Origin of the sequence: Streptomyces sp. NPDC020731 (assembly GCF_044334705.1) — a bacterium.
Classification (GTDB): domain Bacteria; phylum Actinomycetota; class Actinomycetes; order Streptomycetales; family Streptomycetaceae; genus Streptomyces.
In genome coordinates this window covers 22,534-37,570 of the sequence record NZ_JBIRTN010000022.1, presented here as the reverse complement: position 1 = coordinate 37,570, position 15,037 = coordinate 22,534, and the positions used below count along the sequence as shown (strand labels likewise).

Below are 15,037 nucleotides of genomic sequence, written 5' to 3'. Positions count from 1 at the left end.
TGGTCAGGTACTACAGGTGTTACCCCCATCGTCAACGATCACAGCCCGTGGCGCATTCCTGACCGGGAAATTCATGCCTGGTAGAGCGCCTCGACCTCGGTCTCGTACGCCTTCTCGATCGCCCTCCGCTTCAGCTTCAGCGACGGCGTGAGCAGCCCGTGCTCCTCGGTGAACGGCTGCGCCAGGATGCGGAACGTGCGGATCGACTCGGCCTGCGAGACCAGGGTGTTCGCCGCGACCACGGCCCGCCGCACCTCCGTCTCCAGATCCGCGTCCCGCACCAGCTCGGCCGGTGACATCCGCGGCTTGCCGCGCATCGCCAGCCAGTGCTCGACGGCCTCCTGGTCCAGGGTGACCAGCGCGGCGACGTACGGGCGGTCGTTGCCGACGACGATGCACTGGTTGACCAGCGGATGGTCCCGCACCCGCTCCTCCAGCACCCCCGGCGAGACGCTCTTGCCGCCGGAGGTCACCAGGATCTCCTTCTTGCGGCCGGTGATGGTGAGGTACCCGTCCTCGTCGAGGGAGCCGAGGTCGCCGGTGGCCAGCCAGCCGTCGTGCAGGGACTCGTCGGTGGCCTTGGGGTTGTTGAGGTAGCCGTCGAAGACGTTGTCGCCGTGCAGCCAGATCTCGCCGTCGTCCGCGATGTGCACGGTGACCCCGGGAATGGGCCGGCCGACCGTCCCGTAACGGGTGCGCTCGGGCGGGTTGGCGGTGGCCGCGGCCGTCGACTCCGTGAGGCCGTACCCCTCGTAGACGTGCACGCCCGCGCCCGCGAAGAACAGCCCGAGCCGGCGGTCCATCGCAGAACCGCCCGACATGGCGTGCCGGATCCTGCCACCCATCGCGGCGCGGATCTTGGCGTAGACGAGCTTGTCGAAGAGCTGGTGCTGCATCCGCAGCGCCGCGGACGGGCCGGGCCCGATGCCCCAGGCCCTCGCCTCCATCGCGTCCGCGTACTTGATGGCCACGTCGACGGCCTTCTCGAACGGCCCCGAGCGGCCCTCCCGCTCCGCCTTGCGCCGCGCCGCGTTGAACACCTTCTCGAAGATGTAGGGCACGGCGAGGAAGAACGTCGGCCGGAACGCGGCGAGATCGGGCATCAGCGCCGCCGCGTTCAGCTGCGGCTGGTGGCCGAACCTCACCTTCCCGCGGATCGCCGCGACCTCCACCATCCGCCCGAAGACGTGCGCGAGCGGCAGGAACAGCAGCGTCGCCGCCTCGTCGCCCCTGCGGGAGTGGAACACCGGCTCCCAGCGCTCGATGACGGTGTCCGCCTCGTACATGAAGCTGCCGTGCGAGAGCACACAGCCCTTGGGGCGGCCGGTGGTGCCCGAGGTGTAGATGATCGTCGCGACGGAGTCGGGGGTGACCGCCTGCCGGTGCCGGTGCACCACATCGTCGTCGAGGTGCGCGCCCGCGTCGTACAGCTCCTGCACCGCGCCCGCGTCGAGCTGCCACAGCCGGCGCATCCGCGGCAGCCGGTCGATGACCGTGGCGATCGTCATCGCGTGGTCCTCGTGCTCCACGATCGCGGCCGTCACCTCCGCGTCGTACAGCATCCAGAAGCACTGCTCGGCGGAGGACGTGGGGTAGACGGGCACGACCTGCGCGCCGATCGTCCACAGCGCGAAGTCGAAGAGCGTCCACTCGTACCGGGTACGGGACATGATCGCGACCCGGTCGCCGAACCGGACGCCGCCCGCGAGGAGGCCCTTCGCGAGGGCGAGCACCTCGTCGCGGAACTCCGCGCCGGTCACGTCCCGCCACCGGCCGGTGTCGTCCTTGCGGCCGAGCGCGATGCGCGACGGGTCCTCCTCGGCGTACCGGAAGACCACGTCGGCCAGACCGCCCACCGGAGGCTCCAGGGCCGACGGAGGGGTGGTGAACTCGCGCAATCCCGCTCCCCGCTCCTCGGCGCTCGGAATGGTGCGGCGACGCCCTCGTCCCGCACGGCGCCGTGAAAGCTACCCCACGGGGGCGGAGGGCGGGAGGGGGTCGAAAACCGATCGGGGCCCTCGTCCGCACTGGTCAGGGGAGGAAAATGCGCCCACATGGGGAAGGGTCGGACAGAAACCTGACGGTGGAGTAAGTTTCGGTGGAGCAATCTCCACCGAATCTGTACGCCCCCATGACCGCCCCTTGAGGCGACCCACGGGCCCCACTGATCCCAGCGTGCGCGCCGGCCGGAACGTCACCCGCGCCCGCCCCGGTGCAGCCGGTCGCCGCCCGCGAGGATCGCCGCCGCCAACGCGTCCGCCGCGCCCCACGCGGAGGGACGGCGCCGCCCGTGCACCACCACGAAGTCCACCTCGCCCGGTTCCGGCAGGCCCGCCCGCTCCGGCATCCGCACCAGCCCCGGCGGGATCAGCCCGCGCGAGTGCACCATCACCCCGAGCCCGGCGCGGGCCGCCGCGAGCAGCCCGTTGAGGCTGCCGCTGGTGCACACGATGCGCCACTGACGGCCCTCCCGCTCCAGCGCCCGCAGGGCGAGGGCCCGGGTGATGCCCGGCGGCGGGTAGACGATCAACGGCACCGGACGGTCCGGGTCCGGCCGCAGCCCCGGCGCGCCGATCCACACCAGCTCGTCGTGCCAGACCAGCTCGCCCCGTGGATCCTCCGGCAGCCGCTTGGCCAGCACCAGGTCGAGCCGGCCCGCCGCCAGCCGCTCGTGCAGGATGCCCGACAGTTCGACCGTCAGCTCCAGATCGACCTCCGGGTGCTCGTGCCGGAACCGCTCGAGGATCTCCGGCAGCCGGGTCAGCACGAAGTCCTCCGACGCGCCGAACCGCAGCCGTCCGCGCAGCCGGGTGCCGGTGAAGAACTGCGTCGCCTGCTCGTGCACGTCCAGGATGCGCCGGGCGAAGCCGAGCATCGCCTCGCCGTCCTCGGTCAGCTCCACCGAGTGGGTGTCCCGCGTGAACAGCCGGCGCCCGGTGGCCTCCTCCAGCCGCCGTACGTGCTGGCTCACCGTCGACTGGCGCAGCCCGAGCCGCCGCGCCGCCTGCGTGAAGCTCAGCGTCTGCGCCACCGACAGGAACGTCCGCAGATGCGTCGGGTCGTACATGCCGGGCAGCCTAGGCGCTGGCCGGCGGTCCCGGCCCGCACGGCCTCCGGCCGCGGGACCGGGGCGCCTGTGCGGGCGCGGACGAACGGCTGGTCGGCGCCGCGGTCGGCTGTCGGCGGTCCGGGACGGTTCACCGTCCAGCGGGCAGGACGCCACCGCCCACGTGGTCGCGTACGCCCGTGCCCGGGCACGGGCGCTGACCGTCTCGTCGGCCGTCACCTCACCGGTGTCGTTCGCCGCCGGTCTTCTGCACGTGAGTGGTGTCGGCGTCGACGACGGCACCGTCAGCGCCGGTCGGCTCGATGTCCGGCACACGGGCGCCGTGCTGGTCGACCAGTGTGGAGTGTGGCTCGCCGGGTTCGAAGGCGTGGCGTTCTCCCCACTGGCGCAGCGTGAGGAGGACGGGGAAGAGGTCGCGGCCGGCGTCTGTGAGCACGTACTGCAGGCGGCGGCCCGAGGGCGCGGTCCGCTGGGTCAGGACTCCGTGAGCGGTGAGCTTGCGCAGGCGGTCGGTGAGGATGTTGCGGGCGATGCCGGTCCGTCGCTGGAAGTCGGTGAAGGACCGTGCCCCGTCCATCGCGTCCCGGATGACCAGGAGGCTCCACCGGTCACCGACGAGGTCGAGTGTGCGGGCCACCGGACAGTCGGGATCGGTCCAGGCGGGGCTCGGAGTGCCCGTGGAGGGGCGTGGCACGACACCTCCCGATGAGTTGCGGATTGAAACCATCATGCCTTACGGTCGAATGAGTTTCATTTTGCTACTTATCTCGTCGGGGGTGTGATGGACGTGTGGCGACGGTTGCTCCTCGCGACCGTGTGCGGTGTCGCGGTGGCGAGCGTCTACGCCGCGCAAACGGTGCTGCCGCCCATGGGGGACGGCCTCGGGGTGCCGGCACGGCACGCCGGGTGGATCGTCTCGACCGGCCAGTTCGGTTATCTGGCCGGTCTGGTGCTGCTGGTGCCGCTCGGCGATGTGGTCGCCGACAGGCGTCGGCTCATCGCGGTGCACCTGGCCGTCACCGCGGCGGGTCTGTTCCTGACGGCTGCGGCTCCGGCCGCGTGGACGGCCTTCGCCGGGCTCGCGCTGGCCGGGATGTTCGCGGTCGTGGTGCAGACCACGGTGGCCTACGCCGCGTCGGTCTCGCCGCCCGCCGAGCGCGGACGGAACATCGGTGTCGTGACGTCGGGCGTGGTGGTGGGCATCCTGGGCGCGCGGGTCGTCACCGGAGTGCTCGCGCAGGTGTGGGGCTGGCGGAGCGTGTACGCCGTGCTCGGTGTGCTCGCACTCGCCCTCGCCGCCCTCGTCCTGCGCGCGCTGCCGCCTGAAGACGGCTCTCGTCGGCCTGCGGGCTACCGACAGGCTCTCGTCTCGTTCGGCGGGCTGTTCGGGCAGCGTCTCTTCCTGGGGCGCGGTCTCATCGCGTTCTTCCTGTTCGCGTCGTTCGGCACCCTGTGGAGCGGCCTGTCCCTGCCGCTGGCGAACGCACCGTGGCATCTGAGCGAAAGCCAGATCGGACTGCTCGGCATCGCCGGACTCGCCGGCGCACTGGGCGCGGCACGTGCGGGACGGTGGGCGGACGCAGGACGGGCGATCCCGGTCAGCGGCCTCGCGCTGGCCCTGCTCGTCGTCTCCTGGGCCGCGACCGCGCAGTTGTCCTGGTCCCTGTGGCTGCTCGTCGTCGGCATCGTGGTGCTCGACTTCGCGGTCCAGGTCGTGCACGTGAGCAACCAGCACCTGCTCACCACCGCGCATCCGGAGCGCACCAGCGGCGTCATCGGCGGCTACATGGTCTTCTACTCCCTCGGCTCCGCCCTCGGCGCGGCCACCACCACCTCCGTCTTCACCTCCCGGGGCTGGGCCGCCTCCAGTCTCCTCGGGGCCGGATTCGCGACCTGCGCGCTGATCGTCTGGGCGGTCGGCGGACGCCGGCGCTCCAGGACTTCGGAGGTCGGTTCCGAGGCGGCGGACGCGCACCGTGGCGAGGAGGGGCAGAGGAGCGGAAGGGAGCTGGCCGGCCCGGTGGCGGACCGCTCCGAGGTCTCCCGGGTGCCGTCCGCCGGCCAGAGGCGATGCCGCTCGTAGACGGTCCTCCACGAGCCGTGGCCTTCGGACAGGGTCCAATGCGGTCATCGCGGAACGTGATGACAGTAAGAGCGGTATACCGGATTCCCGATCACGGCGGGAGGGAGCAGGATGGGGCGGGGACGCCCGTGCGCACCCGAGCACCTGGCACATGAGCAAGTGGAGCACCGTGAAACGCCTGCGTTGGCCGAGCCGGCTGCCGATCGACCCGTACATCCTGCTGCTGCTCGGGACCGTGGGCCTCGCCGCGCTGCTCCCCGCGCGGGGGAGCGGCGCGGACCTCGCCTCCGGCGCCTCCACCGCCGCGATCGCCTTCCTGTTCTTCCTCTACGGCGCCCGGCTCTCCACCCGCGAGGCCCTGGACGGGCTGAAGCACTGGCGGCTCCATGTCACCGTGCTGGCCTGTACCTTCGTCGTCTTCCCGGTGCTGGGCCTGGCCGCCCGCGGACTCGTCCCGGTGCTCCTGACCGACCCGCTCCACCAGGGCCTGCTCTTCCTCACCCTGGTTCCGTCCACCATCCAGTCGTCGATCGCGTTCACCTCGATCGCCCGCGGCAACGTGCCCGCCGCGATCTGCGCCGGCTCCTTCTCCTCGCTGGTCGGCATCGTCGTCACCCCGTTGCTCGCGGCGACGGTGCTCGGCGGCAGCGGAGGCGGGTTCTCCGCCGACTCGGTGCTGAAGATCGTGCTCCAGCTGCTGGCGCCGTTCGTCGCCGGGCAGATGCTGCGCCGCTGGATCGGCTCCTTCGTCTCCCGGCACCGCAAGGTGCTGGGGCTGGTCGACCGGGGCTCGATCCTGCTCGTCGTCTACACCGCGTTCAGCGAGGGCATGGTGCGGGGCGTCTGGGACCGGGTGAGCCCCGCCCGGCTCGGCGGACTGCTCGCCGTCGAGGCCGTCCTGCTCGCCGTGATGCTGCTGCTGACCTGGTACGGGGCCAAGGCGCTGCGGTTCGGCCGGGAGGACCGGATCGCGATCCAGTTCGCCGGTTCCAAGAAGTCGCTGGCCGCCGGGCTGCCCATGGCGAGCGTGCTGTTCGGGGCCGAGGCCTCGCTCGCCGTGCTGCCGCTGATGCTGTTCCACCAGATGCAGCTGATGGTGTGCGCGGTGATCGCCAAACGGCGTTCGCACGACTCCGTCGCGGCGGAGGAGGCCACGGTGCCGGAGCGGGGCGGTCGGTCACGGGCCGGGGCGGGTACGGGGACCCGTTCCGGCTGAGTTCCGGCGCGCGCCGGTAGCGCGGTGCCGCTGCGCCCACCCTCCCCCCACTCTCGGCTTCGCTCGAGCGGGGGACCCCCATCGCCCTGGAGGTACCTCCCAGGCCCTTGAGGCACCGGGGGAGGCACGACTGCCCGCAGCTGCGTATGGCTGTGTGGCGGGCCGGGGACGCTGTCCCGGGGGCGTGATCCCGTGTTGAGCGAGGGGCGGGCGCGTCCCGTGAAGGGCGCGGCGGGGCCTCGCGGCGCAGGGGGCGCTCCCCGCCGGCAGGGGCCCCGCCGCCGTGCAGCGAGGGGAACCGGTCAGCCCCGGGCGGCCGCGGCCCGCAGAGCGATGCGGTCCTCACCCGCGTACACGTTCATGGAACCGCCCCGCAGGAAGCCCACCAGGGTCAGGCCCGTCTCCGCCGCCAGGTCCACGGCCAGCGAGGACGGCGCGGAGACCGCCGCCAGCATCGGGATGCCGGCCATGACCGCCTTCTGCGCGAGTTCGAAGGAGGCCCGGCCGGAGACCAGCAGGATCGTCCGGGACAGCGGCAGGTTCCCGCTCTGCAGGGCACGGCCGACCAGCTTGTCGACCGCGTTGTGCCGGCCCACGTCCTCCCGTACGTCGAGCAGCTCGCCTTCCTCGTCGAACAGGGCCGCCGCGTGCAGGCCGCCCGTGCGGTCGAAGACCCGCTGCGACGCGCGCAGCCGGTCCGGCAGGACCGCCAGCAGCTCCGGCTCCACGCGCAGTGCGGGAGTGTCCGCGATGGGGTGGCGGGTCGTCGTGCGCACCGCGTCCAGGCTGGCCTTGCCGCACAGTCCGCAGGAGGAGGTGGTGTAGACGTTGCGTTCCAGCGTGATGTCCGGGATCACCACGCCGGGGGCGGTCTTCACGTCGACCACGTTGTAGGTGTTCGAGCCTCCCCCACTCTCGGCTCCGCTCGAGCGGGAGGTGCCCCCACCCGTCGCGCCCGCGCAGTAGACGATGTTCCGCAGGTCGGAGGCGGTCGCGAGCACTCCCTCGCTCACCAGGAAGCCGACCGCCAGCGCGAAGTCGTCCCCCGGTGTGCGCATGGTGATGGCGAGGGGCTTGCCGTTCAGCCTGATTTCCAGGGGTTCCTCGGCGACGAGCGTGTCGGGGCGGCTGGAGACCGCCCCGTCGCGGATGCGGAGCACCTTGCGTCGTTCCGTGACTCGTCCCATGTTCCCACCAGTTCCGTTCAGTCCCGGTTCTGTACGTGCTGATAGCCGAAGCGGCCCTTGATGCACAGGTTGCCGTGGGTCACCGGATTGTCGTGCGGCGAGGTGACCTTCACGATCTCATTGTCCTGCACATGGAGCGTGAGGCTGCAGCCCACTCCGCAGTACGCGCACACGGTCGTCGTCCCCGACTGCCTCGACTCGTCCCAGGTACCCGCCGCCCGCATGTCGAACTCCGACTTGAACGACAGGGCCCCGGTGGGGCAGACCTCGATGCAGTTGCCGCAGTACACGCACGCCGAGTCGGTCAGCGGGGCGTCGTGCTCGACGGCGATCCGGGCGTCGAAACCGCGGCCCGCGACCGAGATCGCGAAGGTGTTCTGCCACTGGTCGCCGCAGGCGTCCACGCACTTGTAGCAGAGGATGCACTTGTCGTAGTCGCGGACGTAGAGGTCGTTGTCGACCTTCGGCTCCTCGTCGACGCGGGCCGCGTCCGGTCCGAAGCGGTCCGGTTTCGCCTCGTACTCCTTGAGCCATTCGGCGACCCGGGGAGTCGTCGACAGGTCGACGGAGGACGCGAGGAGTTCCAGGACGACCTTGCGGCTGTGCCGGGCCCGCTCGGTGCCGGTGCGCACCTCCATGCCCGGCTCGGCCCTGCGGGAGCAGGCGGGGACCAGGGTGCGGGAGCCCTCGACCTCCACGACGCAGACACGGCAGGCGTTCTTCGGGGTGAGGGTGTCGCCCTCGCAGAGCGTCGGGACGTCCTTGCCCGCGGCCCGGCAGGCGTCCAGGATCGTCGACCCCTCGGGTGCCCGGACCGGCTCGCCGTCCAGGGTGAACTCCAGCAGGCGGCGGGGGATCCCCAGCGGTGTCACGGTCATTCGTACGCCCCCAGACGGTCGATGGCGGATTCCACGGCGTTCCACGCGGTCTGCCCCAGACCGCAGATCGAGGCGTCCCGCATCGCCCGGCCGACCTCGCGCAGCAGGGTGATGTCGGCGGCGGCGTCGGTGCCGGTGCGTTCGGCGATCCGGTGCAGCGCCTCCTCCTGGCGGACGGTGCCGACCCGGCAGGGGACGCACTGGCCGCACGACTCGTCGCGGAAGAACTCGGCGATGCGCAGGAGGAGGCGAGGGAGGGGGACCGTGTCGTCGAAGGCCATGACGACCCCGGAGCCGAGGGTGGTGCCCGCTTCCCGGGTGCCTTCGAAGGTGAGCGGGATGTCCAGTTCGTCGGGGCGTACGAAGCCGCCGGCGGCCCCGCCCAGGAGGACCGCCCGGAGGTTGTCGCGGACGCCGGCGAGCCGGAGGAGTTCGCGGAGGGTCGCCCCGAAGGGGAGTTCGTAGATGCCGGGGCGGGCCACGCTGCCCGAGACGCAGAAGAGTTTGGGGCCGGTGGATTTCTCCGTGCCGATCGCCGCGTAGGCCTGGGCGCCCATGGTGAGGACGGGCAGGACGTTGACCAGGGTTTCCACGTTGTTCTCGGCTGTCGGTCTGCCGAACAGGCCCTTCTCCACCGGGAAGGGGGGCTTGGCGCGGGGCTCGCCGCGGTAGCCCTCGATGGAGTTGAAGAGGGCGGTTTCCTCGCCGCAGATGTACGCGCCCGCGCCGCGCCGGATCTCGATGTCGAAGGCGTAGCCCTGGCCGAGGACGTCGTCGCCGAGGAGGCCGCGGGCGCGGGCCTGGGCCATCGCGTGTTCCATGCGGGCCGTCGCTCGCGGGTACTCGCCGCGCAGGTAGAGGTAGCCCTTGTGCGCGCCGGTCGCGTAGGCCGCGATGGTCATGGCTTCCACCAGCGCGTACGGGTCGCCCTCCATGAGGACGCGGTCCTTGAAGGTGCCCGGTTCGGACTCGTCGGCGTTGCAGACGAGGTAGTGGGGGTGGTCCGGCTGGGCCGCCGTGGCCTGCCACTTGCGGCCGGTGGGGAAGGCGGCGCCGCCGCGGCCGAGGAGGCCGGAGTCGGTGACCTCGCGGATGACGGCGGCGGGACCGAGGGCGAAGGCGCGGCGGAGGGCGGTGTAGCCGCCGTTCGCCCGGTAGTCGTCGAGGTCGGTGGGGTCGGCCGTGCCGATGCGGTGGAGGAGGGTGAGGGCGGGATCCCCGGCCTGGGGGACGGCTGTGGCGGGTGGGGGTTCGGGGGGCGCGTTCTCGGGGGCGGTGGCCGCCCGGATCGCCGTGTCGGGGGTGGCGGGGGCGCATACGGCTGTGGCCCTCGGGGTTTCTTCGCCCCCGCCGCCCCTTCCCGTCCCGTCCCCGGGGGCTGTGCCCCCGGACCCCCCTTTCGGCCCTGAACGGGCCTCGTCCTCAGACGCCGGACGGGCTGGGTTCTCCCCGGCCCGGATCACCAGGGCCGCCGGTGCCCTTTCGCACAGGCCCAGGCAGGGGCTGCGTTCCACCTGGACGCCGGATTCCGGGCCCAGGCGGGCTTCGACGTCCGCGCACAGCCCGGTCGCGCCGGCCGCCGTGCAGGCCAGGTCCGTGCAGATGTGGAGGACCGTGACGGGGCGGGGGCGGACCGAGAACATCGCGTAGAACGTGGCGACGCCGTACGCCTCCGCGGGGGGCACCGTCAGGCGGCGGCACAGGTAGTCCAGGGCGCCCTCGCTGATCCAGCCGACCCGGTCGTTGACGGCGTGCAGCCCCGGCAACAGCAGGTCGCGGCGGTCGCGGGCCTCACGGCCGCCGCGGGCCCACCTGAGGTCCGCGTCGGAGCGGTCGGCGCCCTCCCAGGAGGACTCGGGCGGGCCGAGCAGGGCGTCCACGGCCGCACGCTCCTCGTCCGTCGGCTTGCTGTCACCGAAGTGCAGGTCCACGCTTGCTCACCTCACGTGTGTCGGAGCCGGGAGCTTCTCGATCCGGATCGCCGACGCCTTGAACTCCGCCGTCCCCGCGATCGGGCAGTTCGCCTCGATCGTCAGCCGGTTGGTGTCCACCTCGTCGGGAAAGTGGAACGTCATGAACGCGAGCCCCGGCCGGAGTCCCGTGTCCACCCACACCGGCGCCAGCACCGAACCGCGCCGCGAGGTCACCCGCACCTCCTCGCCGACCACCACCCCGTACCGCTCGGCGTCCTCCGGACACAGCTCGACGTACTCGCCGCGCCGCAGGGGGGACGCGAAACCGCCGCTCTGCACACCCGTGTTGTAGGAGTCGAGCCGGCGGCCCGTGGTAAGCCGGACCGGGTACCGCTCGTCGGTGAGGTCGACCGGCGGGTCGTGCTGCACGATCCCGAACGGCGCGGGCCGGCCACGCCCGGCCGGGTCCGGGTCCCACAGCCGTCCGTGGAGGTAGGGAGGTTCGAGCGCTTCGGTGGTCGGGCACGGCCACTGGATGCCCTGGTGCTCGTCCAGCCGCCCGTACGTCATCCCGTAGTGGTCCGGGGAGACCGAGCGCAGCTCGTTCCACACGGCCTCGGCGTCGGCGTACTTCCAGTCGTGGCCGAGGCGGGAGGCGAGGTCGCAGAGGATGTCGATGTCCTCGCGTGCCTCGCCGGGCGGGACCACGGCCCGGCGGACGCGCTGCACCCGGCGCTCGCTGTTCGTGGTGGTGCCCTCGGTCTCCGCCCAGCCGGCGGTCGCGGGGAGGACGACATCGGCCAGTTCGGCGGTCTTCGTCAGGAAGATGTCCTGGACCACCAGGAAGTCCAGCGCCTTCAGCCGGCGTACCGCCTGTTCGCCGTCCGCCTCCGACTGGGCCGGGTTCTCGCCGATGCAGTGGACGGCACGCAGGGAACCGTCCTCCATGGCCTCGAACATCTCGGTCAGGGTCAGTCCGTGGTGCGGCTGGATGACGGTGTTCCAGGCCGACTCGAACTTCAGCCGTGTGCCGGTGTCGAGGAGGTCCTGGAAGCCGGGCAGACGGTTGGGGATCGCGCCCATGTCGCCGCCGCCCTGCACGTTGTTCTGGCCGCGCAGCGGCTGCAGTCCCGAGCCGTAGCGGCCGACGTGGCCGGTGAGCAGGGCGAGGTTGATCAGGGCACGGACGTTGTCGGTACCGTTGTGGTGCTCGGTGATGCCGAGGGTCCAGCAGAGCTGGGCGCGCTCCGCGCGGGCGTAGGCGTGCGCCAACTCCCGTATCGCTGGCGTCGGTACGCCCGTCACCTTTTCGGCCAAGGAGAGCGTCCACGGTTCGACGAGCGCCTTGTACTCCTCGAAACCCGTGGTGGCCCGCCGTACGAACGCCTCGTTGACCAGGCCCGCGTGGATGATCTCGCGGCCGACCGCGTGCGCCATCGCGATGTCCGTGCCGACGTTCAGCCCGAGCCAGCTCTCCGCCCACTCGGCGGTGGACGTCCGGCGCGGGTCGACCGCGTACATCCGGGCGCCGCCCCGGACGCCCTTCAGCACGTGCTGGAAGAAGATCGGGTGCGCGAAGCGGGCGTTGGAGCCCCACATCACGATGACGTCGGTGTGCTCGATCTCCTCGTACGACGACGTGCCGCCGCCCGAGCCGAACGCCGCCGACAGACCGGCGACGGACGGGGCGTGGCAGGTGCGGTTGCAGGAGTCGACGTTGTTGGTTCCCATGACGACCCGGGCGAACTTCTGTGCCACGTAGTTCGTCTCGTTGGTCGCGCGGGAGCAGGAGAACAGTCCGAACGCGCCGCGCGCCGCCGCCAGGCCCCGCGCGGTACGGTCCAGGGCCTCGTCCCAGCTCGCCCGGCGGAACGGCGCGTCGCGCGAGTCCCGGACGAGGGGATGGGTGAGGCGGGTGTAGGTCTTCGGGTTCCGGTCGCGTTTCCTCATGCGGCGCTCCTCAGCGCGAGCAGGTCCGACAGGGCGTGCACGGTGCGCAGGGTGGGCACCGGGACACCGGTGATCTCCGCCAGCTCGACGACGGCCGCGAGCAGGACGTCGAGTTCGAGCGGCTTGCCGCGCTCCAGGTCCTGGAGCGTGGAGGTGCGGTGGTCGCCGACCTTCTCGGCGCCCGCGAGCCGGCGTTCGATGGAGACGCCGACCTCGCAGCCGAGGGCCCCGGCGACCGCCAGCGTCTCGGCCATCATCGTCCCGATGACCTGCCGGGTGCCGCCGTGCAGGCACATCTGCCGCATGGTGGCGCGGACGAGGGCGCTGATCGGGTTGAAGGAGATGTTGCCCAGCAGCTTCAGCCAGATGTCGTTGCGCAGGTCCGGCTCGACCGGGCACTTGAGGCCCCCTGCCCGCATCGCCTCGCTCAGGGCCAGACAGCGCGCGGAGACACTGCGGTCCGGCTCACCGATCGAGAAGCGGGTGCCTTCCACATGGCGTACGACTCCGGGTTGTTCGAGCTCGGTGGCCGCGTAGACGACGCAGCCGACGGCCCGTTCGGGCGTGAGCACCGCACCGACCGCGCCGCCCGGGTCCACACTCTCCAGACGGCGTCCTTCGTACGGTCCGCCGTGCCGGTGGAAGTACCACCAGGGGATGCCGTTCTGGGCGGCCACGACCGCCGTGGTGCCGTGCAGCAGCGGCTCGATCAGCGGCCCGCACGCCGCGTACGAGTTGGCCTTCAGGCCCAGGAACACATAGTCGACCGGGCCGACTTCGGCCGGGTCGTCGGTGGCGCGGGGGTGCGCGGTGAAATCGCCGCGCGGGCTGCGCACCCGTACCCCGTACTGCCTCATGGCCGCCAGATGCGGTCCACGGGCGATGAGATGCACGTCGGCGCCCGCACGGTGGAGCGCGGCACCGACGTAGGCGCCGATCGCCCCGGCGCCGAGGACTGCGACTTTCATGGCGAGGGTAGCTCCGTCCGGTCGAGGGACACCGAGGACCACGGGAACCGCCGAATCTCTGTCGACGAAATATTGTCTACAGTATGGAGGTGACCCCAGCAAGGCTTTGTGCAGTACCAGTGGTTGTCTGCTCAACTGCCTTCTCAACGGCCCCCGCCGTCCCTACGGTGGGGGACTCATGAGTCCCCCCGTCGCACCGCCGGGCTGGAGCCGCTGGCTCGTTCCGCCCGCCGCGCTCTCCGTCCACCTCTCCATCGGTCAGGCCTACGCGTGGAGCGTGTTCAAACCGCCGCTGGAGTCCGCGCTCGACCTCAGCGGAACCCAGAGCGCGCTGCCCTTCCAGCTCGGCATCGTCATGCTCGGCCTGTCCGCCGCGTTCGGCGGCACCCTCGTCGAACGCCGGGGCCCGCGCTGGGCGATGACCGTCGCGCTGATCTGCTTCTCCTCCGGCTTCCTGCTCTCCGCGCTCGGCGCGGCCACCGAGCAGTACTGGCTGATCGTCTTCGGCTACGGCTTCGTCGGCGGCATCGGCCTGGGCATCGGCTACATCTCGCCCGTCTCGACGCTGATCAAGTGGTTCCCGGACCGGCCCGGCATGGCCACCGGCATCGCCATCATGGGCTTCGGCGGCGGCGCGCTGATCGCCTCGCCCTGGTCGGCGCAGATGCTCGAGTCCTTCGGAGCCGACAACGACGGCATCGCGCTCGCCTTCCTCGTGCACGGGCTGACGTACGCCGTGTTCATGCTGCTCGGCGTGCTGCTGGTGCGGGTGCCGCGCACCGCGCGCCCGGTGGCCGGGGTGCCCGCCGTGCCCACCGGACCGCAGGTGTCGGCCCGCTCGGCGGTGCGCACCCCGCAGTTCTGGCTGCTGTGGCTCGTGCTCACCCTGAACGTCACCGCGGGCATCGGCATCCTGGAGAAGGCCGCCCCGATGATCACCGACTTCTTCGCGGACACCTCCGCACCGGTGTCGGCGACCGCCGCCGCGGGGTTCGTCGCCCTGCTGTCGGCGGCCAACATGGCGGGCCGCATCGGCTGGTCGACCACCTCCGACCTCATCGGCCGCAAGAACATCTACCGGGTCTACCTCGGCGTCGGCGCGCTGATGTACGCGCTCATCTGGCTGCTGGGCGACTCCTCCAAACCGCTGTTCGTGCTGTGCGCCCTGGTGATCCTCTCCTTCTACGGCGGCGGCTTCGCCACGGTCCCGGCGTATCTGAAGGACCTCTTCGGCACCTACCAGGTCGGGGCGATCCACGGCCGGCTGCTCACCGCCTGGTCCACGGCCGGTGTGCTCGGGCCGCTGATCGTGAACTGGGTCGCCGACCGCCAGGAGGAGGCGGGCAAGCACGGCCCGTCCCTGTACGGGCTGTCGCTGATCATCATGATCGGGCTGCTCGTCGTCGGCTTCGTCGCCAACGAGCTGGTCCGGCCCGTCCACCCCCGTCACCACGTCCCCAGCCCCGAGACGCCGAAGGAGGCCGCCGATGACCGGCGACAGCAGCCAGAGTCCGCCTAGCTCCGACCGCCGCGGGCTGATCGCCTTCTCCTGGCTGTGGGTGGGGGTGCCGCTCGCCTACGGGCTGTACGAGCTCGTGCGGAAGGCGACCCAGCTGTTCACCGGGTGACCGCGGATCCCGGACGGCCCCCGGGCCGCCCGGGGTCTGACGGAAGCCGACAAGCCTCACACCCGTTTCCTGTCGCTTCACCTGCCCCCGTACCGGTGAGTCACTGATCAGACTGGTGCATCCCGCACCCGAACCACCGAGGGGGAC

At 71.7% G+C, this 15,037-nt stretch carries 12 protein-coding genes; 4 read left to right on the top strand and 8 right to left on the bottom strand.

Annotated features, from left to right (window positions below; genetic code table 11):
• Nucleotides 1-71 precede the first annotated feature (71 nt).
• The 3 genes from ACH4VX_RS29405 to ACH4VX_RS29395 form a co-directional block, all read right to left on the bottom strand.
• Complete coding sequence (locus ACH4VX_RS29405) at nt 72-1,898, bottom strand: AMP-dependent synthetase/ligase (protein WP_398371566.1); 1,827 nt, start codon at nt 1,896-1,898, stop codon at nt 72-74.
• A gap of 296 nt (nt 1,899-2,194) precedes the next feature.
• Nucleotides 2,195-3,067, bottom strand: a complete 873-nt coding sequence (locus ACH4VX_RS29400) for a LysR substrate-binding domain-containing protein (protein ID WP_398371564.1) — start codon at nt 3,065-3,067, stop codon at nt 2,195-2,197.
• A gap of 220 nt (nt 3,068-3,287) precedes the next feature.
• Nucleotides 3,288-3,761, bottom strand: a complete 474-nt coding sequence (locus tag ACH4VX_RS29395; protein ID WP_398371562.1) for a winged helix-turn-helix transcriptional regulator — start codon at nt 3,759-3,761, stop codon at nt 3,288-3,290.
• A gap of 87 nt (nt 3,762-3,848) precedes the next feature.
• Here ACH4VX_RS29395 and ACH4VX_RS29390 point away from each other — a divergent pair, with 87 nt between their 5' ends.
• Nucleotides 3,849-5,150 carry an MFS transporter gene (locus ACH4VX_RS29390; RefSeq protein WP_398371561.1) on the top strand — a complete coding sequence of 434 codons (1,302 nt, stop codon included), beginning with the start codon at nt 3,849-3,851 and terminating at the stop codon, nt 5,148-5,150.
• Between the two features lie 151 nt (nt 5,151-5,301).
• Complete coding sequence (locus tag ACH4VX_RS29385; RefSeq protein WP_398371560.1) at nt 5,302-6,366, top strand: bile acid:sodium symporter family protein; 1,065 nt, start codon at nt 5,302-5,304, stop codon at nt 6,364-6,366.
• Between the two features lie 302 nt (nt 6,367-6,668).
• Here the strand turns inward: ACH4VX_RS29385 and fdhD are convergent, their stop codons facing one another.
• The 5 genes from fdhD to ACH4VX_RS29360 are packed head-to-tail and all read right to left on the bottom strand — an operon-like array spanning nt 6,669 to nt 13,262.
• On the bottom strand, nt 6,669-7,553 hold the full coding sequence (fdhD, locus tag ACH4VX_RS29380) for a formate dehydrogenase accessory sulfurtransferase FdhD (protein ID WP_398371558.1): 885 nt from the start codon (nt 7,551-7,553) through the stop codon (nt 6,669-6,671).
• Nucleotides 7,554-7,570: 17 nt separating this feature from the next.
• Nucleotides 7,571-8,431 carry a 2Fe-2S iron-sulfur cluster-binding protein gene (locus tag ACH4VX_RS29375; RefSeq protein ID WP_398371556.1) on the bottom strand — a complete coding sequence of 287 codons (861 nt, stop codon included), beginning with the start codon at nt 8,429-8,431 and terminating at the stop codon, nt 7,571-7,573.
• Nucleotides 8,428-10,362: an NADH-ubiquinone oxidoreductase-F iron-sulfur binding region domain-containing protein gene (locus ACH4VX_RS29370; RefSeq protein WP_398371555.1), complete on the bottom strand. Its 1,935-nt coding sequence runs from the start codon at nt 10,360-10,362 to the stop codon at nt 8,428-8,430. Before ACH4VX_RS29370 ends, ACH4VX_RS29375 begins: the two co-directional genes overlap by 4 nt.
• A 6-nt stretch (nt 10,363-10,368) precedes the next feature.
• Complete coding sequence (locus tag ACH4VX_RS29365; protein WP_398371553.1) at nt 10,369-12,294, bottom strand: molybdopterin oxidoreductase family protein; 1,926 nt, start codon at nt 12,292-12,294, stop codon at nt 10,369-10,371.
• Nucleotides 12,291-13,262 carry a 2-dehydropantoate 2-reductase gene (locus tag ACH4VX_RS29360; protein ID WP_398371552.1) on the bottom strand — a complete coding sequence of 324 codons (972 nt, stop codon included), beginning with the start codon at nt 13,260-13,262 and terminating at the stop codon, nt 12,291-12,293. Before ACH4VX_RS29360 ends, ACH4VX_RS29365 begins: the two co-directional genes overlap by 4 nt.
• 178 nt (nt 13,263-13,440) lie before the next feature.
• On the opposite strand from ACH4VX_RS29360, the gene ACH4VX_RS29355 reads away from it, so the two are divergent.
• Together ACH4VX_RS29355 and ACH4VX_RS29350 are read left to right on the top strand one after the other, a co-directional pair.
• Entirely contained in the window at nt 13,441-14,781 is a 1,341-nt protein-coding gene (locus ACH4VX_RS29355) for an OFA family MFS transporter (protein WP_398371551.1), read from the top strand.
• Nucleotides 14,750-14,890 carry a hypothetical protein gene (locus ACH4VX_RS29350; protein ID WP_398371549.1) on the top strand — a complete coding sequence of 47 codons (141 nt, stop codon included), beginning with the start codon at nt 14,750-14,752 and terminating at the stop codon, nt 14,888-14,890. Before ACH4VX_RS29355 ends, ACH4VX_RS29350 begins: the two co-directional genes overlap by 32 nt.
• Nucleotides 14,891-15,037: the final 147 nt, after the last annotated feature.

Bases quoted from the DNA above. Each gene is read 5' to 3' on its own strand.
- fdhD (WP_398371558.1), bottom strand. From the start codon at position 7,553: ATGGGACGAGTCACGGAACGACGCAAGGTGCTCCGCATCCGCGACGGG.
- ACH4VX_RS29385 (WP_398371560.1), top strand. From the start codon at position 5,302: ATGAGCAAGTGGAGCACCGTGAAACGCCTGCGTTGGCCGAGCCGGCTG.
- ACH4VX_RS29400 (WP_398371564.1), bottom strand. From the start codon at position 3,067: ATGTACGACCCGACGCATCTGCGGACGTTCCTGTCGGTGGCGCAGACG.
- ACH4VX_RS29355 (WP_398371551.1), top strand. From the start codon at position 13,441: ATGAGTCCCCCCGTCGCACCGCCGGGCTGGAGCCGCTGGCTCGTTCCG.
- ACH4VX_RS29375 (WP_398371556.1), bottom strand. From the start codon at position 8,431: ATGACCGTGACACCGCTGGGGATCCCCCGCCGCCTGCTGGAGTTCACC.
- ACH4VX_RS29365 (WP_398371553.1), bottom strand. From the start codon at position 12,294: ATGAGGAAACGCGACCGGAACCCGAAGACCTACACCCGCCTCACCCAT.
- ACH4VX_RS29360 (WP_398371552.1), bottom strand. From the start codon at position 13,262: ATGAAAGTCGCAGTCCTCGGCGCCGGGGCGATCGGCGCCTACGTCGGT.
- ACH4VX_RS29350 (WP_398371549.1), top strand. From the start codon at position 14,750: ATGACCGGCGACAGCAGCCAGAGTCCGCCTAGCTCCGACCGCCGCGGG.
- ACH4VX_RS29390 (WP_398371561.1), top strand. From the start codon at position 3,849: ATGGACGTGTGGCGACGGTTGCTCCTCGCGACCGTGTGCGGTGTCGCG.